Genomic DNA, 20,143 nt, shown 5'->3' on the forward strand with positions numbered 1-20,143 from the left:
GCGATGTCCTGGTCCACCCGGCCGGCCTCGGCGGCGTGCCGGTAGACGGCCGGATCGATGCCGCCGACCCCCCAGTATGTGTACGGCGCGCCGAGTGCCGTGGGGATAGCGCTGAAGTCCTCGCTGGCCGCGCCCGGCGGCAGGTCCAGACACTGATCACCGAACTCCGCGGTGAACGAGTCGCGAACCCGGCCGGTAGTAGGAATATCGTTGTCGGTCAACGGGAATCGGTCGAACAGTTCGAACTCGGGTTCTCTGGGGGACCGCGAGGCGGCGCATTCGGCATTGACGATCCGGCGCACCGCGTCGATGACGGCGCTGCGCGTGCGGCCGTTGTAGGTGCGGATGTTGAGCTGCAGCACGGCGCGGTCCGGGATCACGTTGCTCTTGCTGCCGGCGGTGATGCTGCCGATGGTCAGCACCGCGGATTCGACGGGGCTGATCTCCCGGGAGATCACGGTCTGCAACCGCACCACGATCATCGCGGCGAGCACCACAGGATCGACCGATGATTGCGGCATCGAACCGTGACTGCCGCGGCCGAATACGGTGATCCGCATGCTGTCGGCAGACGCCAGGAACGGGCCCGCGTGAATGCCGACCGTGCCGGCGGGTATGGGCAGCACATGCTGGCCCAGGCATACGTCGACGCGGGGAAGTAGCTGCGCCAGGCCGTCGTCGATCATGGTCTGCGCCCCGTCACCGGTTTCCTCGGCGGGCTGGAACAGCGCCACGGCCGTGCCGTGCCAGTGTTCGCGCCCGTCGGCCAGCAGGCGCGCGGCCCCGAGCAGCGCAGTGACGTGCATATCGTGGCCGCAGGCGTGCATCACCGGGACCTCATGTCCGTCCCTGTCGATGTCATGAACTGTGGAGGCGTAGTCCAGCCCAGTTTCCTCGTGCACTGGTAAGGCGTCCATGTCGGCGCGCAGCAACACCGTTGGGCCGGCGCCGTTTTCCAGGATCCCGACCACGCCGGTGCCCCCGATGCCCTCGTGCACGCGGTAACCGGATTCGGCGAGTACCTCGGTGACCCGCTGGGCGGTCCGGTGCTCGCGGTGGGACAGTTCGGGATGACGGTGCAGGTCGCGGTAGTAGTCCTCCTGCCACGAACGGATACCGCTCAATCCGCCGAGGACGGCCTTGGCTGCACTCAACGAGGCGGTCATCGTCTTCTCCCTGTTGCCGGCCGCTGATGCATCAGGTTTGCCGCCGCATCACACATGTAAACCGTGTGCGCCCGCTGGTCGAGGCCCAGTATCGTGACCTGGTGCGGTTAGTCGGGCCGGTCCGACGCAGACGGCTCGTCGGAGGATTGCGACGAATCGCGATAGCCCTGGTGCTGTTGGTAGCAGGTGTCCTGAGCCTTGCCATCGCTACCACCGCATTCAGCGAACGGTCGGACTCAGCGGCGGCAGATGCGGCCATCGTCCTCGGCGCGGCCGTCGACGACGACAAACCGTCGCCGGTACTCGAGGAGCGGCTTCGCCACGCGGCCGCCCTGTACGGATCGGGACAAGTCGATCGGATCGTCCTGACGGGCGGTGTCGGACAGGGAGACACGCTCTCCGAATCCGAGGCGGGCCGCGATTGGCTGATCACCGCCGGAGTTCCGGCCGACCGTCTGCTCATCGAGAACAGATCGCGCACCACCAAGCAGAATTTCGCTTTCGCCATGCCGCTGTTGGACGAACACGATGTCAATCGAATGCTCGTTGTCAGCGATCCGCTGCACATGCGCCGTGCCACCCGTATCGCCACTGATCTCGGGCTCGACGCGCACCCGTCGCCCACGCCCAGCAGCCGCTTCAGAACCCTTCACACGCAGATTCCGATGCTGCTGCGCGAGGTGTACCACAGCTTGCATTACGCCATGACGCGCCAATGAAAGTCGTCGCCGCGCCACTGAGGAGTGGTGCGCGGTCTACACCGAAGCGGCGAGCGACTTCTCGTCTTCGTCCGCGAAAGTGTCCTCCAACGTCAGCGGCGAGTAGTCCAGATCGATCTCACCGACCGGGCGGCCCCTGGCACTGCTGATGGTGCCGAATCGCCGCATTCCCTTGTCGCTCGCATACTGCTGGAACTCGTCCATCGTCAGATCGAACGGGATCTCGTCGTACAGCGCGAATGCGTCTTCGGTGTTCTTCAGCGCCAGCGGAATCAGTTCATTCATCCGTTCCTCGAACACCTTCCAGTTCGAGTCGTCAGTTGCGACGTGCCGCCGGCAGGTGAACGTGCCCCACGCCATGTGGCGGCGTTCGTCGTCGCCGATACGCCGCACCAACGCCTGCATGCCGGGCAGGATCCCACGATCAACGCAAATGCGGTGCCACGCATAGTATCCCGTCAGCGCCATCATGCCCTCGATGACGTGGTTGTACGTCACCGATGCGCGCACCTGCGCGGTGGGGGAGGGGTCGGCGGTCAGCGCATCCAGTGAACTGGGCAGCTCCTCGTAGAACATCTGGCGGTAGGCGGAAAGCTCGTCGAGGTAGTGGTGCAGGTCCTCGGTGAGTCCCACGGCGTCCAGCCACATCCGAAAGACCTGGGTGTGCTTGGCCTCCTCGAACGCGAACTGGGTCAGATACATCTCGTCACCGAGACGTCCCTCGGCGCGCATCGCCGCCATGAACGGCTGGATGTCCTGGGTGACCGCCTCCTCGCCCGCGATGAACTGGGCGCACAGTCGAGCGGCCCAGTCCCGTTCGAGTTCCGTCAGCGACTCCCAGTCCTCCCGGTCGCGGGAGAAGTCGATGTCGGCGGGATTCCAGAACTTCGCATTGCCCCCGGCGAACAGCTTCAAGGGAAGGCTGTCCCAGTTGAGGCCACCGGCATCGAGTGACGCTGAGTTCTTCCGTGTCATTGTTGGACCTCCTTGGTCGTCGTTCGGGATGGGCTGGGGCTGGAGAACGCTTCGGCCAGAACGGATACGAGCCTGCGCACCGCGAGTGCCGGCTGATCAGGCGTGGGGTCATCGAGGCCGAGAACCGGATCCATGCCGCGCACATAGGGCGCCAGCGCCATGTGGGGGAAGATCATCAGCAGCAACGACAACAGCGCGTCGGTGTCACAATCGGCACGCAGGTCGCCCCGCACGTGCGCATCGCGCACCAGCGGCCGCAGAACCTCCAGATAGTGGCGGTGGATCACCGTGTGCACGGAAACCCGTGCATCAGTGTCGATTTCAAAGGTCGACGCGGCGTGCAGGGCGCGGTCCTGCGGGTGGTCGGCGAAGTAGGCCACCCAGGTGTCGAGCAGATCGGTGAGGAACTCGAAGAAGGGCCGACTCGGGTCGAGCTCACGGATGCGGTCTTCTATGTATGAACGCACCCGCTGGCTGCCGAGGTCTGCGATGTAGGCGTAGAGATCGCGCTTGTCGGCGAAATACTGGAACAGGCTGCCCTTCGCGACACCCGCCCGACGCGCGATGACATTCAGGCTCCCCTGCGAGTAGCCGCGCGCCCCGAACTCCGCTTCTGCCGCCTCGATCACAGCGGCGCGACGGCTCGGATCGACCCGAGCCCATGTCACAGTCGGCATCGGCACCCTCCAGTGATGACCACTGGTCATATTACTGTGATCGACATCACGGTCAAGGTGAGTGGATCTTGGGTCGCCCCTTGTGCGGGCGTACGGTCACGAACGGGAAGCGCGGTGGTGCGGGGGTGCGGGTTCCGGAAGATCCCAGGTGGAATACGTGTATCGCTGGTCGGGACGATCCGCCGCGCCGAGCATGAACGCCCGGTGATAGCGACCGGCGCGTGCGATCGAGGCCAGCCAGGTCGCGACTGTGCTGATGCGGTTGCGCACGCCGGTGAGGAACGCGATGTGGATCAGCCCCCACGCCACCCAGCCGAGATAACCCGACACGCGGATTCGCCCCACTTGAAGCAGCGCGTTGCCATGGCTGATGTAGGCCGCCGATCCGAGGTCGCGGTAACGGTACGGGCGGCGCGGGCGCCCGGCGAGATCACGGCGAATGCAGGCTGCCGCGTGCAGGCCGCCCTGCATGGCGTTCTCCGCGACGCCGGGCAGCTTGTCACGCCCAGCGAGATCACCGATGACGAAGATCTCGGGGTGCCCCGCGACGCTCAGATCCGGCTCGACCTGTATCCGACCGGCGCGATCGGTTGGCGCTCCGAGGATTTCGGCAACATGGCGGGCGAACGGCACGGCCTCGACGCCTGCCGTCCACAGCACGGTCCGCGCTGCAAACTGCCGGTCGGGCCCGCCGTTCTTCGGGGTGACAGTGACGCCGTCGCGCCCGACATCGGTCACGTGCACACCGAAATGCATCTCGACGCCGAGTTCCGCCAAAGTCTGGGTGGCCTTCGCCGAAAGGTCCGGCGCGAACTTTTTCAAGACGCGCTGGCCACCGTCGAACAGCAGCACCCGCGCCTCTTGCGGCTGGATGCTGTGGAATTCGTTGGTCAGGGTGCGGGTGGCCATCTCCCGGATCTGGCCGGCCAGTTCCACTCCGGTGGGCCCGCCTCCGGCCACGGCGAAGGTCAGCCAGTCCTTGCGCTCGGGACCGGGTGGCAGAGTTTCGGCGATCTCGAATGCGGTGAAGATGCGCTGCCTGATCTCCAGCGCGTCGTCGAGGGTTTTCATACCCGGCGCCCAGTGCGCGAACTGCTCATTGCCCAGGTACGACTGCCGCATGCCTGCCGCCAGGATGAGGATGTCGTACTCGACGACGAACGTCGTTTCGTCGGGCCGGAGCGCGGTGACGGTGCGCGCCGACGGGTCGAGCAAGATCGCCTCACCCAGCAGGGTCTTGATGTTGTCGTATCGCGCGAACTCCTCGCGCAACGGACGGCTGATGTGGCCGATGCCCAGCTTCCCGGTTGCGCACTGGTAGAGCAGCGGTTGGAACAGGTGGTCGGCGGAGCGGTCGAGCAGGGTGACCTCGACATCTGCTTTTGCCAAACGACGCGCACAGAACAAGCCGCCGAAGCCACCGCCGATGATCAGGACTTTGGGTCGTTGCGAGCTCATCATCGCAACCGTATTACCCAGCTCTGCGCCCATGAAGCGTGGCGGGCGGTGACATCAGGCCGAATCTCACACAAGCGGCCCTGCAGTTGTGCGCATTCGGCAACACGGACGCATACGCGAAGTCGCGGCTTCGCAACCGCCGTGCGAAAGCGTGGACGCACGACCGTCCACCAGAAGGGTTTGTACCGATGTCCTACGTCAGCCCGTCCGAGTTCGTCGCAAAGATGATCGACGCCGGAGAGTCCAAGGCGCACATGTCCACACGCGACACCCTGATCCGGGCCTACATGGCCGGCGCGATCCTGGCGATCGCAGCCGCCTTCGCCGTCACGATCACCGTGCAGACGGGTAACGCGCTGCTCGGAGCGGTCCTGTTCCCCGTGGGCTTCTGCCTGCTCTACCTTCTCGGTTTCGACCTGCTCACCGGCGTCTTCACCCTCGTGCCGCTCGCGCTGCTGGACAAACGCCGCGGGGTCAACGTGCGCACGATGCTGCGCAACTGGGGCTGGGTGTTTTTCGGCAACTTCGCTGGTGCGCTCACCGTCGCCTTCATGATGGCCATCGTCTTCACGTATGGGTTCAGCGTCGACCCCAATGAAGTCGGACAACGACTGGGCGAGATCGGACACAGCCGCACGGTCGGCTACGCCGAACACGGCGGTCCCGGCATGCTCACCCTGTTTATCCGCGGCGTCCTGTGCAACTGGATGGTGTCCACGGGTGTGGTCGCCGCGATGATGTCCACAAGTGTCTCAGGCAAGGTCATCGCGATGTGGATGCCCATCATGCTGTTCTTCTATATGGGATTCGAGCACTCGGTGGTGAACATGTTCCTGTTCCCCTCCGGGCTGATGCTCGGCGGCGACTTCTCGATCGCCGACTATTTCATCTGGAACGAAATCCCGACGGTGGTAGGCAATCTCGTGGGCGGCTTGACGTTCGTCGGACTCACGTTGTTCGCGACGCACGCGCGTACCGGGGCGCCGAGGTTCTCGTTGCCCGCCCTTACGCCGGCGGCCGACGTCGAGGCGAATAAGGTCAGCGCATGACCCCGATCATGTCCAAGTCCGATGCCGCTGCGCTGGTGATCACCGCCAAGACCCGAAAGGGGCTGAGCTGGACCGAGATCGCCGACGCTTTGGATGCGCCTCGCGTCTGGTGTGTCGCCGCGCTGCTGGGCCAACACCCGATGTCGGAAGCACAGGCCGAACGGGCCTGTGCCTTACTCGATCTCGAAGCCGCGGTGGGCGAGAGCTTGCAGCTCCAACCCGCCCGCGGCATCGATCCGGCCCTGCTGTCCGATCCGACCATCTATCGGTTCCAGGAAGCGCTCGCCGTTTACGGACCGGCGATCAAGGAGCTCATTCACGAGGAGTTCGGCGACGGCATCATGAGCGCGATCAACTTCAAAGTCGACCTCCGGCGCCGAGAGAATCCCGACGGAGACCGCGTCGTCGTCACGTTCGACGGGAAGTTCCTCGACTATCGCTGGTGACGCCGCTACGCCACCTCGAGAAGCAACCCGGAATCAGGACTGGAAATCCGGTGGGAACCGGGTTCGGACGCAGTCGTGTTCGGCTGCTTGAGCTGCGCGATCATCGTCTCGTAGCCGTCGCTCTGCCACGCCCTCATGAAGACATCCAGCTCAACCTTCAACTTTTTCCCCTGCTCGGGGAAGCCGCTGTCGTTGAGGTAGACGACTCTTTCATCGAAGTCGATTCCGGTGACGACCACCTGATGGTCTGCGGAGGAGATGTCGGGCAGCGGCTCGCCTTCGACCGAGTTCCAGATGGTCCCGCCCTGAACGCCGACCGACACGGCTTTCTTGGGGTCCTCCAGCGCGAACGCCAACGCCCTCAGTGCGAGGTTGCCCTCGGTTTTCTCGTATTTCGTCAGGGTGGCTGTTATCCCGTACTCGGTATCCAGCAGAGCAATTGCGTCTCTGTCGGCGACCCGATCTCGGGTGTGTAGGCCCTCGTACATCTTCTCACCCGGGTTGGCAACGCTATCGGCGTCCATGGCCTTCGCGGCGATGTCCGCTTCCTCCGGTGTGGTTCCGGTGAGTTGACCGACGATCATCGCCGCCGACTGCAACACGCAGTTCTCGGCCGTCTGCACCCGCCAGTACTGCGCGCTGTCGTCCGGGTCGCCGTAGAGGCCGGTGAACACGGCCGGGGCCCTGAACCAGTCCGTCAGTCCGTGGATGAACTCTGTGACGGCGAACGAGAGGTAATTGACGAATTCGGTCACCACGACCGCTGCGGTGTTGGCGAGTTCGGAGACCACAAACGCTGCACTGGCGACGAGCGCCCCCAGCGGATTCTCCGCGTGCTGCGCTAGTTGCTCGTTGAAGGCTTCTGTGCGGGCAGCCTGCGCTTGATTGAATGCGTCGAGTCGTTGGGTTTGCGCCTTCTGGTACGCCGTGGCCCGTTCGGCTGAGGTCGGCTCCACGGTCAGCTGGTCAGGCACCGACCACGACGGGTGTTCGGGGTCAGTCCCGGAGTCGGAGTCCGCCGTCGTGGTGACGGGAACCCACTCCTCCGAGGGGGTTTCGGCGGTCAGAGTGTTTGCGACCTGCTGCGTGTCGACGGCCAACTGGTCATCGTTCATCCGCTCCAGATCGCGGCGCATCAAGTCCAGCGAGCCCACCAGTACGAGGCCCGGCAGCGGCTCCACCGGACCGTCGACTGTGGACAGCGGCGAGCCGAGGCCGACCGCCGAGAGCAGTCCCGAAACGACACCGACCGATGCTGTAGACGTGACAGGATCGGGCGCTTGGGCGACGACGGCGCCGTGGTTCTCACCACCGGAACTTCCCGACGACACCATCGGCGCCTCGATCACCAGTGTGCCTGTGCCGGCTTCGGCGACGGTCTGGACACCGGTGATTTCGCCTGACGCTGTGAGATCGGCTGCGGCCGAGCCGGTTACGTGCGCGAGGGATCGAGCGCTGTCCGGTCGGCCCGCACCCGCCACTCCCACGGTGGTCGCGGTGGGCTTCTGCGGGGTCACCGAGGACTCGGTGGACACTCGGTCCGATCGATTCTTCCTCTGCTCCCGCTCGATCGGCGCCTCGGAAACGATCGGGTCGGCCGGTGGGGCCGAAGTGTCGACCACCACAGGCGCACTGGTCGGTGGGCTACCCACGTCGCCAACTGGTGTCGAGGCGGTCTCAGCCGTGGTGGCCCCGGTCGACGACTCGGCCGCCGACTGCGTGGCCGACGAATCCGAGGACTGGCGCTCGGTCGTTGATTTTTTCGTGGACCGTGTCTCGGAGGCGTCGGGGCTGGACTTGGTGGTCGACCGTCCCGCGCCGAAGGATGTTCTCGGCTTTGTGCCCGAGACGGTCGACGTCGACGAACCGCTCGACGACTCCGAACCCGGGTCTGTGGACGAGGAGGAATTCGTCGCCCCGGACGATGTGCTCGCCGCCCCGGACGACGTGCCCGTCGACCCAGATGACGAGGTCGCCGACCCTGATGAACTGGAAGACCCCGACGATGAACTCGACGACGACTGCCCTCCGTCGTCGGCAAACGCCGACCCCATACCGCAGGTGCCGACCAAACCCGCTACGCCGAGCGAGAAGGCAACGGCCCCGACCCGTAACGCCACCCTTGCCGAATTCATCAGCGGTCCGACACCTCCGTCGGACCGCCGATCTGAGAGGGCATCAGCTGCTGAGCCAGACGTACCAGAGGCCGTCGCCGCCCTGACGGCAATCCCAGTGCCCGTAGTTGGCGTCGCCCTCGGCGATCTCGACGTTCGGGCCGTCCACATTGCAGGCTTCGAGCGTCGAGTAGGCGCCCTCCACCTGTACTTCGTCGGCGTGCGCCACGCCGACACCCAGGGCCAGCAGCCCTCCCAGCGCCAGCGCTCCCGCTGCGACCATTCTCTTCATGCTTGTACCTCCATAGCTGCTTCGGATCACCCCGCCCTGTTTGCCGACGTAAACGCCGCGCGTGGGGATTGAGAATTATTAACGCAACCGTTATGGGGTTGGCAGCATAAAGTTAGTTAGTTCATCTGTTCAGATGACGTTTGCGAGGGTAAGGACTCAGAGATCGTCGACGGACAGGATGTCGTCCTGGATCGCTCGGGCGACTAGAGCCGCCTTGGTCGGCGCCGGCCGGCCGACCGCCGCGTACTTCGCCCGCACCCGCTGCAGGTGGGTCGCGACGGTGGAGGGCTCGATGTACAGCCGCTCGGCCACCGCGTTCTTGTTCTCGGTCTGAAACCAGGCGATCAGCACCTGTTGCTCCCGACGAGTCAACTGCGGGCGGGCTTTCCGGTGGCCGCTGTGCAGCGTCGGGGACGTCCTAGGGACCACATGCGGGCGACCGCTGCGTGCGGCGTCGATGGCGGCTGCCAGCACGTGTTCGGGTTCATGTTTGCCGATACAGCCGACGGCCCCCGCATCGAGGGTGGCGTTGACGACGTCCTCGTTGACCGAGCACGTGTACACGACGACGCGGTGGCCCGCGCCGCAGATCTGGCGTAGCGCAGCTAGGTCCGGACCACCGCCATCGCAGGGCAGGTCGAACAACACCACCAGTCCCGGAGCGACCTTCGGATACGCCGCGGCAAACTCCGCTGGACTGGTGAAATGGCCGATGATCGAGGTGCCTGGGTGACTGCGCCTCAACCACGACTCGATGCCCGCGTACACGACCCGCTGATTGCCGACGACCACGACCGACGTCGAACGCTCCTCGTCGTCCGGCGGTGGCATGCCGCAGACCCCCTATGTCGTGCAGACGCCGCTGCAGTTGTTTGCTTATGAAAGCACCGCTTCGCCGCCCGCGAGTTCGGTTTGAGCTAAGTCGATCTCGTGAAACGGCGAGCGTCCGCGCATCATGCGGACGGTTGCCCATAACTCTACTGATTGAAACGCGAACGAACGCCAAGGCGCCGAGCAGCAAGGGGTAATCCCAGTGAGACTGCTACGAGCGAGCCAGCTCAGCAGAACTGGTACTCGACGTCCCAGAAGCCGGGTGAGGGGATCCAGCGGGCCGAGAACTGTCCGCCGAGGGCGGGATTGGCATCGTGGATCATTCCCGTGCCGCCGACGGCCGGGACGAAGCCGGGCGGGTCCCATGAGATCGAGACCGGCTCGCCCGGTGTTTCCGGCGTGCACCCGATCTGTTTCACGAGATAGCCATCGGTGATCGTCCACTCCGCACTGGCCTGATCCGGGCTCGGGGGAGGGGGTGATGCGTGCACGACGGCCGACGCCCCGATGGTCGCGGCGGTGATCACGCCCGCCACCGAGAGGATGAAACGTTGACCGCGCATCCGACACCTCCTTGCACACCCGACCTCCGTGACGTTAGACCGTTCGGGATCGGGCGGTTTCGTTTCGGCTCAGTCGGGATCGGCGGCCGACCGGCCCCGCGCCTGGACGTCAACGGTTTCGAACCTGACGGCAACATCCCCGCAACACCGCATGGATAGCTTCGGGCGACCGACAAACCCGGAGGTCATCTAAATGAACGAGTCGTTCGCCGCAACCGCTGCCGACACCCTCGCCAGGGGGATCGGACGACGCGATTTCGTGCGCGCTGTGGCAGCGGTGGGGGCCGGGGCGGGCATCACCGCCGTCGCGGCCGCCTGTGGGACGGGCGACACCCCCGCGGCGACCGGCGCGACGTCCGGCCGCTTCGAGATCCTCCAACCCGATCACGGCGACATCGCCGGCGACCACTATCTGCGTTCGACACCCGATTAGGTGCTGTGGGGTTATGTGCCCAACGTGCATGCCGCGCCAGTGATACGGATGCGTTCCGAGCAGACGATCACCGTGGACACCGTCTCCCACGAAGGCATCCTCGAGGATCAGGGCCGCAACCCGGTCGAGTACTTCGGGGGCAAGGGAGTCAACGAGTCAGATGTCCTGCAGGACGCCATTGCGGTCGCATCCGATTACAACCGCACACCGCGCAACTTCGACAAGGACGGTCCGCATGTGGTGACCGGCCCGGTGTTCGTCGAAGGCGCTCAACCCGGTGATGTGCTGAAAATTGAGACCCTACAGGCTATTCCGCGGGTGCCCTATGGAGTGGTCTCGAGTCGGCACGGAAAAGGCGCGCTCGCTCGCAAGGCCGACGGATCCGCGCCGGACGGCATCAGCATCGAAGAAGTGATGCCGCCGGTGGCCACTGACCGCAGGCCCAACGCAAACCCGCTCGAGTACGGCAATGTCTCCACCTTCACCGCCGTGGAGGACGGTCACGGCCTCATGTCCTACGGTGAGGCGCGGGTGCGGTTCCCCCTGTCACCTTTCATGGGCCTGATGGGTGTCGCCTTCTCCCAGGACCGGGATATGACTGCGCCGACAGCGAATTCGATCCCGCCCACCGTCGCCGGCGGCAATATCGACATCCGTCTGCTGGGCGAGGGTTCCACGCTGTACCTTCCGGTCTTCGCCGAGGGTGCGTTGTTCTACGTCGGCGATCCGCACATGGCGATGGGTGACGGTGAAGTGGCGCTCACCGCGATGGAAGGCTCGCTGCGCGGCACCTACCGCTTGACCGTGTGTAAGCCTGGATCCGGTGATGCACCATCGGTCGCATACCACTATCCGTTCGCTGAAACCGAATCCGCCTGGGTGCCAATAGGACTGTCCGACCCTGACGGGGCGGTCGGAAGTAACGGCAGCGACCTGAACATCGCGATGCGGCGGGCGGTGGTCAACGCCCTGGACTTCCTGCAGAACGACCAGCGGATGGACCGTGCCACCGCCTACGCCTACCTTTCGGCCGCATCCGATTTCGTTGTCTCCCAGGTCGTCGACCGCACCGTCGGCGTTCATGGCCAGATCTACAAGTCGCACTTCACGGTGTGAGACGGCCGCCGCGGCGATGTCGTCACTGTCGTGACAGGTGCTTGTCGAGCTTGTCCAGGCCAGCCTTGTAACCCCACTTCATGCCGAATGCAGCCATCCTGGCCTTCGCGCCGATGTTGGTGATCGTGACGTTGAGCTGGACGACTGTCATCCCGTCTTTCTCGGTGAGGATGACATCGTTGACGTGCTCGATCGTTGATCCTTCTTCCTCGCCCTCGGTCCACGACCGCGCGTCATAGGTCAGGCGCGAGCGTTCCTCGATGCGGGTGAACGTGCCGGCCATCGGCCAGCGGGTGCCCTGGTACTTGCCCATGGCCTCACCGGCCTCCATGACGATGTAGATCTTCCCGCCGACCACCAGATCGATCTCACATTCCGGCACGAACGTCTTCTCCGGGCCCCACCACTCCCGCACCATGTCGGGGTCCGTCCAAGCCCGCCAAACGGTTTCGATCGGGGCGCGGTACGAGCGTTCGAGGTTCAGCTTCTTGGTCTTCTTGAACATCTGCATCAGCATGGTGAATCCTCCTGGTGTCGATAGGGCGGTCAGGCCGTGCAGCGGTCAGTCGTCAGTGCGTTCACTGATGGACTCGAGATACCTGCCCAGCGAATCGAGGCGGGTCGACCAGAGTTGCGCGAATGATTCGGCCCAGCGGCCGATGTCCTCGAACGGTGCGGCCTCCAGGCGGTAGATCCGCCGCCGAGCCAGGGCCTGACCGGCGACGAGCCCTGAATCCCCCAACACCCGAAGGTGCTTACTGACCTGCGGCTGGCGGATTTCGAGTGCCTCGGCTATCTCGCCGACCGAAAGCGGTCCAGCGCGCAACAATTCGACGATCTTCAGGCGGCTTGGTTCGGCAAGAGCTCCGAAGACCGTCGACTGCACGGTTCGACGCTAGGACCCTGACATATTCCTGTCAAGGAATACGTCAGCAGAGGCTACGTTGGAGGTATGGCTCGCGTCCTGATCTTCGGTGGCCACGGCAAGGTGGCCCTGCACCTGTCCCGGATCCTCAGTGAGCGCGGAGACGAGGTGACCTCGGTGTTCCGCAACCCGGATCACTCCGAGGAGGTGATGGTCACCGGTGCCCAGCCGCTGGTCGGCGATATCGAGGCTCTGGAGGTCGAAGCCCTCACCGAGATCATCGCGGGGCACGACGCAGTCGTGTTCGCCGCCGGTGCCGGCGGCGGCAACCCGACGCGGACCTACGCGGTGGACCGCGACGCCGCCACCCGCATCATCGATGCTGCCGAACGTGCGGGGGTGGCTCGGTTCATCATGGTGTCGTACTTTGGTGCGAAGACCGATCACGGTGTGCCCAAGGACAATTCGTTCTTTCACTATGCCGAGGCCAAGGCCGCTGCCGATGCGCATCTGCGAGCCAGCGGTCTGCGCTGGACGATACTGGGTCCGGGCCGTCTGACCCTGGAACCGTCCACCGGACGGATCGCCGTCGGTCCCGATGCCGTCGGAGGCGAAGTCTCCCGTGAAGACGTCGCGCTCGTGGCCGCTGCCTGCCTGGCGGACGACAGCACCGTCGGACGCACCGTCGAGTTCAACAACGGCGATATCCCGATCGCCGAAGCACTGTCCCGAATCGCATGAACGGCGGCCAATGGCACCGGGAATCTCGCGGATGCTTCGCATTTCGATTTCGGGAGTTTCGGCGAATTGAAACACTTCAGATGTGTGTCATCGCAATGACGTTGACCCCATTCCATCCGGTATGGTCTAGCCAGCTCAATCGCTCGGCACAGCGTCCGTATTGCGTGCGCACAGGCTGAGTTGGTACCTAGGAGAAGACGGCTACTCGTGAAACCTTCATTTCGTATGTAGCCAGTTGCGAAATCACTCCGTGATCTATCCGGCCGTGCCACGATTCGCCGTATTCACCTCAACGACCGGAAGAACCGCCATGAAAGCAATATCCGCCGGCACCATTTTCACCGGCTTCGCAGCCTGCGCCTTGTTCATGGCACCGCTGGCGGTCGCCAGTCCCGAAGACGCATACCTGAATGTGCTCGACGAAGCGGGTGTCACCTGGCCGGGTGCCACTTCCGACAACATGATCGCCGCAGGCAAGGGCGTGTGCACGGACTGGGCCAACGGCGCAACTCTGGAGGGCGAGATTTCCAATAGCGATCAATCTTCGGCGGGGCACAACAGTGAGTGCACGACACCTGCCTCCTCGTAACGGAGTTCGTGTGCAGGATGCCGCAGTGGCTCGACGGTGGCGTCGTCGTGCACGATGATTCCGCCCCCGGAGGGAATACCGATCCCGGTAGCGGCTCCCTGCAGCGCATCGATCGCTCCCGACAACCTGGACCAGCCGGAATGCTCGTCGTGTGTGTCGATGATCGCGGGGACGAGCCCGAACACGGCGAGCAGCTCTGGTGCGACCGACTCCCTCTCGACGATGCCGTAGCGGCCGAGTTGGATCGCGCCGGCGGAAATGCCGACCAGGACGGCTCCTTGGGTAAAGCGAGTCCGGATCACATCCGCCATGCCGGTGCTCTCGAAGACGTTCCAGCCGATCCGCACATCACCGCCCGCGAGGACGATCACGCGGGCTCGCTCGAGAAAGGCGCGGTCGTCCTGGCCGAAAGACGAGTCGACCATGTGGAGGTCGGCGATTCCGACGGCGTCCATGGCAGCTTCGAAGATGTCGTAGAACTCGGGGCGATCACCGTTGGACGCGCCGATGTATGCGGCGCTCAGCGGTGCGTCTCGGGCGAGATCGTCGACCGCCGACTCGAGCAGCAGACGCTCGTGTTGCTTCCAGAACAGCAGCTGACTGTCCGCCAGAAGATAGAGCGTCCCCAGGTTGCTCTGGGGAGCCGACGTCAACTGGCGTCCCGCGACCGGGACCGACCCAGGCGCCACTTGTTCTTCTTGGGTGTCTGGTACGCATCGTGGGTCCAGGCGTCCCACATGGCCTCGGATTCCTCCTGAACCGGGCTGTTGGTCACCTGCCATCCGAGGTTGTCGATTTCGGTTGTGCACCAGCGGATCAGCGATCCGTCGGCGCCGATCTCCTGAGCGAGCAGGACTCGCTCGTCGGGGCTGAGCTTGTCGCTGAAGGCCTGCATGGTGGTCTTCAGCCGCCAGTAGGGCACAACCCCGTCGCACTGCCGGCAGAGCCCCGCAAGCTCCACTCGCGCGCGCCCGAGCAGGGATGCCGGCTCTTCTTCGGTGGTGGGGCTCGCTGTTGTCTGCGTAGCTTCGGGGCTGGGCTTCTGCGCTTCTTCGGCATCTCCGGTCAGTTGGCGGTACTTGTGACGGAGCTCTTCGAGCTCGGCCTCGACGGCCAGGGCGCGTTCACGCCACCATGCAGCGTGGTACTGCGCAAGCTTTGCTTCACAGTCCGGGCAGATCGCGCCGTCGCCCGCGGCATCGCCAAGCATCGTGGCGCTGGTGAGCGCGAGGCCACAGAGCGCCCGGCGGTCGTCGCGATTGAGGTAGTCCCCGTGGTGCACCACCGACGCCGATGTGTCCTGTACGTAGCTGTGGGGTGGTTCCACATCAGCCAAAGTAATTGAGCGGGAGCGACGTTTCCGTTGGTTCAGTGAAAACGGTCGACAGCCCCGGGGCGCCGTTGCCCCGGGGCTGTCGAGCGAGTGAAGTGTTACTTGTCGTTGTCCGAGTTCGGCTTGTTGTCGCCGTCGTTGTCACCGGGTGTGGTGCCCTGAGTCGTGCCAGTCGGCGCGGGGTTCTTGGCAGCCTCGATTTTTACGTCGACGTTCGCCCCTTCACCCGTCGGGGACTCCGTACCGGTCTTGGCGCCCGGAGAGAAGTTCTGCGACGGCCTCAGCACGTTGCGGGCCGACGGCTGCTTCTTCGGCAGCAAGTTCTTGGGCAGCAGGCCGCTAAGACCCCGGCTCTCCTGCTTGACGGGTTTCGGCTGTTCCGAGGCCTGCTTCGGACCGGTTTCGTTCTTCGCAACCTGCTCTTCCTGCAGCGCGGCTTCCGGTGCATCCGCTGCGGGGCGGGCTAGACGCTGGCTGCCCGTCGCCAAGGTGGTGACCCCCGGGCCTGCCGGGGCATCGGCGCGGACGACGACGTCTTCGATCGCGCCGTTGATTCGCTCGGTCACACTCCACAGTCCGTTGCGGAAGTTCTCGACCAGGTTGCCCGGTCCGCCGATCGGCGCCGGAAGCGCATCGCGCAGTCCGTAGAGCGCCGGGTCGGCCACCCAGAGCGGGCCGTCGACGATGTTCTCCACCGCGGTGAGCGCTGCTTCGGTGTCGCCCTGGGCGACCGCGGCCGCCACCTGAACCACGCCCACTGGACCGAGCACGGTTGCGGCGGCGAGCCGCAGTGTCGACGCAATCACGCCGCCCTCGGAGACGCGCGAGAACCCTTCGATCGGTCCTTCGACCGCGTCGTACTCGACGGGGCCGGGCCGCTCGAACGCCTCGATGGTCCCGTTGACGAAGCGCTGCACCAGCGCGCCCGGGTCCTGCAACCCCTCGTTGATCTCGAGGGTGAGCCTGTACAGCTGGTCGCGAATCGTTGCGACGAGTCCGTCCGGCCCGCCGAGCGGGGCAGGCAGCGCGTCACGCAAGGCGAACAGTGCGGGGTCGATTGCCCACAGCGGCGCGTCGACGAGGTTCTTCACGAATGCTTCGAAGCCCTCGGTGCCGTCGCCCTCGCTGATGGCTTGGGCAAGCTCGATCAGCCGAAGAGGCGCGAGCGCGGTGGAGCCGATGCGCAGCGCGGACGCGGCGAATCCCTGACCGATGCGTCCCACGCTGTCGAAGCCGGTGACCGGCCTGTAGTTGTTGACGCTGTCGGCACCGGACCGGTTGAACGCGGCGAGGGTGCCCGCGATGAATTCCTCCAACGCAGCACCGGGCGCGAACGTTTCCAGCAAAGCACGTTGCGCTTCGATCTGACGTTGGATCTCGCTGGTGTTCGCGGCCATCAGCGCCACGTCGTGCGATCTGCTCTCTGCCGAGACATTCGCTGGTGCCGATGCGATCGGACCGGCGACGATCACACCTGCCCCCACAAGTGCCACCCCGGTCGTCACATACTTTTTGGCGCTGGCCTTCATGAGCCCCTCCCCTTGTTTGCGCGCTCGTAACGAGTAGCAACCTACGCCCGCGTCGATACCTAAGGCAAGTTGCCACGAGTTCCTCGCCAAGACGGATTGCTGTCCTGGCCGGACGCTTACGTCCAGTCGGCGAAAAGCGGCTATCTACCTGCTAATACCGACACAATAAGCCGGTGGTTGATTGTGCAGGCGAAGAAACGCCTTCGCTACGACACCGAGCGACTCCAGGTCGACTCGGGCGAAGTTCGGTATGTGGCAAATCAACGCGATGCATGCACCGAGGTTGCTGGCATGTACTTGGCGGCATGTCGAAAAAGGGGGGGCGCCGTTACAAAGGGCCGGCCGCTCAGGGTAATGACGGCCGGCTGTCCAGTTTGCGAAGATCGACAGGCGGCCTGCGCCTAAGCGGGGTCATATGCGCGACGAGTCGAGGCAGGCAGAGGAAACGAGTGATAGGCAAGCAAACGCCCATAGCCACCGGATCCGTTGGCCCGGACTCGCCCATGAAAGCCGGCCGCACCAGGTGGGACATACCACCCGCGGTGGCTGCCGTCGGTAGCCGACGCGATCAATCAATGGCATGGACACCCCCTCGGGCGGCCAGCGCTAGGTTCACTGCACCAGTGACGGAGTACTGAAAGGTTGGCTGTCCCTGGCCGCCAGGTATTCGGGCCTCGGAGTCTCGGCTCGGTAGGGCGCCACGAGCCGATTCTCGACGGAGTTGAAGACCAGGAAGACGTTCGAGCGCGGCAACGGCGTGATGTTCGAGCCCGATCCGTGCATCACGTTCGAGTCGAACCACAGTGCGGTGCCCGCAGGCCCGGTGATCTGGTCGATGCCGTAACGGGCGACGGCTTCGGTGAGCGTGGCCTGGCTCGGGACGCCGATCTCCTGCTTGATCAGGGACGAGGTGTGGTTGTTGCGCGGGGTCGCCCCCACGCAGGGGTAGAACATCTTGTGTGAACCCGGCATCACCATCAGCGAGCCGTTGTAGGGGAAGTTGTCGGTCAGCGAGATCGAACACGATACGGCCCGCATGGCGGGCATGCCGTCCTCGGCGTGCCAGGTCTCGAAATCGGAATGCCAGTAGAACCCGGTTCCGGTGAATCCCGGCATCATGTTGATCCGTGCCTGGTGCAGATAGACGTCACTGCCCAGCAGTTGACGGGCCACGGGTAACACGGTGTCGAGCGTGACCACCTCGGCAATGACATCGCTGAACAGGTGGGGCTGAAACACCGACCGGATGCTGCCACCGGGTTCACGGATGATCCGAGGATCTTCCGGATCTGCTTTGGCTCCGATGTTGTCCAGTTCGTCGCGCAGCGTGGAGAGCCAGTTGTCATCCACCGCTGAACGCTTGACGAGGTAACCGTTGGCCTCGATGGACTGCAGGTCGGTCTTGTACAGCGGGCCGTCCGACTCCTGACCCCACACCGTCGGCTCCTCGCGCGGAATCGGATCGCTCGGTTCCGCCAGCCGCGTGGGATATCGATCCCTGGTGTCGGTAAATCTGTTGTCGCTCAACTTGCTTGCACCGCCGGGGGAGGGTAGGCACCGCTCTCGTCGTGGACCTCTTGCCCGGTCACGGGAGGGTTGAATACACACAGCATCCGCAGCTGAGTATGGCATGTGACGCGGTGGCGTTCATGCCCGTCGAGCAGATACATGGTGCCGGGCACAAGTGGGTGTTCCTCACCGGTCTCGTGGTTGGTGAGTGTGCCGGTGCCCTCGACCACCCACACCGCCTCGACATGGTGTCGGTAGTGGAACTCGCTGACGGAGTTCGCGTTGATCGTGGTCTCGTGGAAGGAGAAACCGACGCCGTCACCCGCCAGGATGATGCGTTTGGATCTCCAGTCCTTGGCCGACACGTCGCGTTCGGTGCCGGTGATCTCGGCAGTGGTGCGCACGATCACGTCGTGCTCCTTTCGGCGTGATGTGGTCAGGAAAGCGTTGCGGCGACCGACTCGGCCAGGATATCGATACCCGCATCGAGGTCTGACTCCGAAGTGGTCAGCGGGGGAAGCAGTTTGACGACTTCGTCCGAGGGTCCGCTGGTCTCCATGAGTACCCCTCGATCGAACGCCGCGCGGCACACGGCCGACGCCATCGGCGCATCTTCGAACTTGAGTCCTTGCGCCATTCCGCGTCCGCGCGCGGTGACACCCGGATACTTGTCGGCGATGGTTTCCAGGCGGTCTCGCATCTGCTGACCCTTGGCGATCGTGTCATCTCCGAACGTCTCGGTCTGCCAATAGATCTCGAGTGCCTTGCTGGCGGTGACGAATGCCGGATTGTGGCCACGGAACGTGCCGTTGTGCTCGCCGGGGGTCCACACGTCCAAATCCCGGCGGAACAAGGTCAATGCCATCGGAAGGCCATATCCGCTGATCGACTTGGACAGCGTGACGATGTCGGGGACGATGCCGGCCTCCTCGAAGCTGAAGAACCGACCGGTTCGCCCGCAGCCCATCTGCACATCGTCGACGATCAACAAGATCTCTCGGCGGCTGCACAATTCGGCGAGCGCCTGCAGCCACTCCATTCGCGCGACGTTGAGACCGCCCTCGCCTTGCACGGTTTCGACGATCACCGCGGCCGGATGGTTGAGCCCGCCGCCCGAGTCGTCGAGTACGCGCTCGAACCAGTGGAAGTCCTCGGTGACGCCGCCGAAGTAGTTGTCGTATGGCATCGGTGTGGCGTGCACCAGCGGGATGCCGGCACCAGCGCGTTTCATCGAGTTGCCGGTGACCGACAGCGCGCCCAGGGTCATGCCGTGAAATGCGTTCGTGAAGTTGATGATCGATTCACGACCGGTCACCTTGCGGGCCAACTTGAGCGCTGCCTCGACGGCGTTCGCGCCGGTCGGCCCCGGGAACTGCACCTTGAAGTCGAGATCGCGAGGCTTGAGGATGAGCTGCTCGAAGTTCTGCAGAAACTCCGTCTTGGCGGCCGTCGCCATATCGAGCGAGTGCACGATGTTGTCGTTGGTGAGGTAATCGATCAACGGCCGCTTCAGTTCGGGGTTGTTGTGGCCGTAATTCAAAGCGCCGGCTCCCGCGAAGAAGTCGAGGTAGCGCCGACCGGAGGTGTCGGTCAGCCACGACCCCTGGGCGACGGCCATCGTGGTCGGCCATCCACGGCAGTAGCTGCGCACTTCCGATTCGACCGAGGTGTACACCTCGGGAAGGTCGGACTCGTCGGGACGGGGGAGGGTTGCTGGCGTAGACATGTGTCCTTTCTG

Annotated in this window: 21 protein-coding genes and 1 pseudogene; 7 read left to right on the top strand and 15 right to left on the bottom strand. The window is 64.5% G+C overall.

All coding sequences use genetic code 11. The annotated features are described in order from the left end of the window. The coding region (locus tag AU198_RS05740; protein ID WP_064346557.1) for an amidohydrolase at positions 1–1,166 on the bottom strand (1,166 nt) is incomplete at its 3' end. A gap of 101 nt (positions 1,167–1,267) precedes the next feature. Here AU198_RS05740 and AU198_RS05745 point away from each other — a divergent pair. Further along, the gene (locus AU198_RS05745) at positions 1,268–1,885 is read left to right on the top strand and encodes a YdcF family protein (protein WP_231744582.1); all 618 of its coding nucleotides are present in this window, start codon (positions 1,268–1,270) and stop codon (positions 1,883–1,885) included. Positions 1,886–1,921: 36 nt separating this feature from the next. On the opposite strand, the gene AU198_RS05750 is transcribed toward AU198_RS05745, so the two are convergent. From AU198_RS05750 to AU198_RS05760, 3 genes are all read right to left on the bottom strand, one after another. Beyond that, a complete protein-coding gene (locus tag AU198_RS05750; RefSeq protein WP_064346558.1) occupies positions 1,922–2,860 on the bottom strand; it encodes a R2-like ligand-binding oxidase in 939 nt (312 codons plus the stop codon). Continuing rightward, entirely contained in the window at positions 2,857–3,537 is a 681-nt protein-coding gene (locus AU198_RS05755) for a TetR/AcrR family transcriptional regulator (protein ID WP_064346710.1), read from the bottom strand. The genes AU198_RS05750 and AU198_RS05755 overlap by 4 nt, the downstream gene beginning before the upstream one ends. 96 nt (positions 3,538–3,633) lie before the next feature. Next, positions 3,634–4,995 carry an NAD(P)/FAD-dependent oxidoreductase gene (locus tag AU198_RS05760; protein WP_064346711.1) on the bottom strand — a complete coding sequence of 454 codons (1,362 nt, stop codon included), beginning with the start codon at positions 4,993–4,995 and terminating at the stop codon, positions 3,634–3,636. A 188-nt stretch (positions 4,996–5,183) separates the two neighbouring features. Between AU198_RS05760 and AU198_RS05765 the strand changes: the two genes are divergently transcribed. Next, complete coding sequence (locus AU198_RS05765) at positions 5,184–6,044, top strand: formate/nitrite transporter family protein (protein ID WP_064346713.1); 861 nt, start codon at positions 5,184–5,186, stop codon at positions 6,042–6,044. Further along, positions 6,041–6,490, top strand: a complete 450-nt coding sequence (gene cynS / locus AU198_RS05770) for a cyanase (RefSeq protein WP_064346559.1) — start codon at positions 6,041–6,043, stop codon at positions 6,488–6,490. Before AU198_RS05765 ends, cynS begins: the two co-directional genes overlap by 4 nt. Before the next feature lie 5 nt (positions 6,491–6,495). On the opposite strand, the gene AU198_RS05775 is transcribed toward cynS, so the two are convergent. Next, positions 6,496–8,025, bottom strand: coding sequence for a C39 family peptidase (locus AU198_RS05775; RefSeq protein WP_197416030.1), 1,530 nt, complete (start codon positions 8,023–8,025; stop codon positions 6,496–6,498). A gap of 148 nt (positions 8,026–8,173) precedes the next feature. Here AU198_RS05775 and AU198_RS26090 point away from each other — a divergent pair, with 148 nt between their 5' ends. Further along, positions 8,174–8,968, top strand: coding sequence for a hypothetical protein (locus AU198_RS26090; protein ID WP_064346561.1), 795 nt, complete (start codon positions 8,174–8,176; stop codon positions 8,966–8,968). An 84-nt stretch (positions 8,969–9,052) separates the two neighbouring features. Here the strand turns inward: AU198_RS26090 and AU198_RS05785 are convergent, their stop codons facing one another. Both AU198_RS05785 and AU198_RS05790 read right to left on the bottom strand, forming a co-directional pair. Beyond that, positions 9,053–9,727 (bottom strand): LuxR C-terminal-related transcriptional regulator, encoded by a 675-nt coding sequence (locus AU198_RS05785; RefSeq protein WP_064346562.1) that lies wholly within the window; start codon positions 9,725–9,727, stop codon positions 9,053–9,055. Between the two features lie 227 nt (positions 9,728–9,954). Then, the gene (locus AU198_RS05790) at positions 9,955–10,290 is read right to left on the bottom strand and encodes a hypothetical protein (RefSeq protein ID WP_064346563.1); all 336 of its coding nucleotides are present in this window, start codon (positions 10,288–10,290) and stop codon (positions 9,955–9,957) included. Between the two features lie 193 nt (positions 10,291–10,483). On the opposite strand from AU198_RS05790, the pseudogene AU198_RS05795 reads away from it, so the two are divergent. Further along, a pseudogene (locus AU198_RS05795) lies at positions 10,484–11,839 on the top strand (acetamidase/formamidase family protein). 22 nt (positions 11,840–11,861) lie between these two features. On the opposite strand, the gene AU198_RS05800 reads toward AU198_RS05795, so the two are convergent. Both AU198_RS05800 and AU198_RS05805 read right to left on the bottom strand, forming a co-directional pair. Next, positions 11,862–12,356 carry an SRPBCC family protein gene (locus AU198_RS05800; protein ID WP_064346564.1) on the bottom strand — a complete coding sequence of 165 codons (495 nt, stop codon included), beginning with the start codon at positions 12,354–12,356 and terminating at the stop codon, positions 11,862–11,864. 45 nt (positions 12,357–12,401) lie between these two features. After that, positions 12,402–12,725 (bottom strand): ArsR/SmtB family transcription factor, encoded by a 324-nt coding sequence (locus AU198_RS05805; protein ID WP_064346565.1) that lies wholly within the window; start codon positions 12,723–12,725, stop codon positions 12,402–12,404. Positions 12,726–12,791: 66 nt separating this feature from the next. Here AU198_RS05805 and AU198_RS05810 point away from each other — a divergent pair, with 66 nt between their 5' ends. Next, a complete protein-coding gene (locus tag AU198_RS05810) occupies positions 12,792–13,445 on the top strand; it encodes an SDR family oxidoreductase (RefSeq protein WP_064346566.1) in 654 nt (217 codons plus the stop codon). A 250-nt stretch (positions 13,446–13,695) separates the two neighbouring features. Further along, positions 13,696–14,034 carry a DUF732 domain-containing protein gene (locus AU198_RS05815; protein ID WP_064346567.1) on the top strand — a complete coding sequence of 113 codons (339 nt, stop codon included), beginning with the start codon at positions 13,696–13,698 and terminating at the stop codon, positions 14,032–14,034. Here the strand turns inward: AU198_RS05815 and AU198_RS05820 are convergent. The 6 genes from AU198_RS05820 to ectB form a co-directional block, all read right to left on the bottom strand. Next, positions 13,983–14,687: a Type 1 glutamine amidotransferase-like domain-containing protein gene (locus AU198_RS05820; RefSeq protein ID WP_064346715.1), complete on the bottom strand. Its 705-nt coding sequence runs from the start codon at positions 14,685–14,687 to the stop codon at positions 13,983–13,985. The genes AU198_RS05815 and AU198_RS05820 overlap by 52 nt on opposite strands. Further along, positions 14,684–15,361, bottom strand: coding sequence for a hypothetical protein (locus tag AU198_RS05825; protein ID WP_231744583.1), 678 nt, complete (start codon positions 15,359–15,361; stop codon positions 14,684–14,686). Before AU198_RS05825 ends, AU198_RS05820 begins: the two co-directional genes overlap by 4 nt. Before the next feature lie 104 nt (positions 15,362–15,465). Continuing rightward, positions 15,466–16,896, bottom strand: coding sequence for a hypothetical protein (locus AU198_RS05830; protein ID WP_064346568.1), 1,431 nt, complete (start codon positions 16,894–16,896; stop codon positions 15,466–15,468). Positions 16,897–17,508: 612 nt separating this feature from the next. After that, on the bottom strand, positions 17,509–18,423 hold the full coding sequence (gene thpD / locus AU198_RS05835) for an ectoine hydroxylase (RefSeq protein WP_064346569.1): 915 nt from the start codon (positions 18,421–18,423) through the stop codon (positions 17,509–17,511). After that, the gene (locus AU198_RS05840) at positions 18,420–18,815 is read right to left on the bottom strand and encodes an ectoine synthase (RefSeq protein WP_064346570.1); all 396 of its coding nucleotides are present in this window, start codon (positions 18,813–18,815) and stop codon (positions 18,420–18,422) included. The genes thpD and AU198_RS05840 overlap by 4 nt, the downstream gene beginning before the upstream one ends. A 26-nt stretch (positions 18,816–18,841) precedes the next feature. Beyond that, complete coding sequence (gene ectB / locus AU198_RS05845) at positions 18,842–20,131, bottom strand: diaminobutyrate--2-oxoglutarate transaminase (protein WP_064346571.1); 1,290 nt, start codon at positions 20,129–20,131, stop codon at positions 18,842–18,844. Positions 20,132–20,143: the final 12 nt, after the last annotated feature.

This window comes from Mycobacterium sp. GA-1199, from assembly GCF_001500045.1.
Lineage (GTDB): Bacteria > Actinomycetota > Actinomycetes > Mycobacteriales > Mycobacteriaceae > Mycobacterium.

Bases quoted from the DNA above. Each gene is read 5' to 3' on its own strand.
- AU198_RS05750 (WP_064346558.1), bottom strand. From the start codon at position 2,860: ATGACACGGAAGAACTCAGCGTCACTCGATGCCGGTGGCCTCAACTGG.
- AU198_RS05755 (WP_064346710.1), bottom strand. From the start codon at position 3,537: ATGCCGACTGTGACATGGGCTCGGGTCGATCCGAGCCGTCGCGCCGCT.
- AU198_RS05760 (WP_064346711.1), bottom strand. From the start codon at position 4,995: ATGAGCTCGCAACGACCCAAAGTCCTGATCATCGGCGGTGGCTTCGGC.
- AU198_RS05765 (WP_064346713.1), top strand. From the start codon at position 5,184: ATGTCCTACGTCAGCCCGTCCGAGTTCGTCGCAAAGATGATCGACGCC.
- cynS (WP_064346559.1), top strand. From the start codon at position 6,041: ATGACCCCGATCATGTCCAAGTCCGATGCCGCTGCGCTGGTGATCACC.
- AU198_RS05785 (WP_064346562.1), bottom strand. From the start codon at position 9,727: ATGCCACCGCCGGACGACGAGGAGCGTTCGACGTCGGTCGTGGTCGTC.
- AU198_RS05790 (WP_064346563.1), bottom strand. From the start codon at position 10,290: ATGCGCGGTCAACGTTTCATCCTCTCGGTGGCGGGCGTGATCACCGCC.
- AU198_RS05800 (WP_064346564.1), bottom strand. From the start codon at position 12,356: ATGCTGATGCAGATGTTCAAGAAGACCAAGAAGCTGAACCTCGAACGC.
- AU198_RS05810 (WP_064346566.1), top strand. From the start codon at position 12,792: ATGGCTCGCGTCCTGATCTTCGGTGGCCACGGCAAGGTGGCCCTGCAC.
- AU198_RS05830 (WP_064346568.1), bottom strand. From the start codon at position 16,896: ATGAAGGCCAGCGCCAAAAAGTATGTGACGACCGGGGTGGCACTTGTG.
- ectB (WP_064346571.1), bottom strand. From the start codon at position 20,131: ATGTCTACGCCAGCAACCCTCCCCCGTCCCGACGAGTCCGACCTTCCC.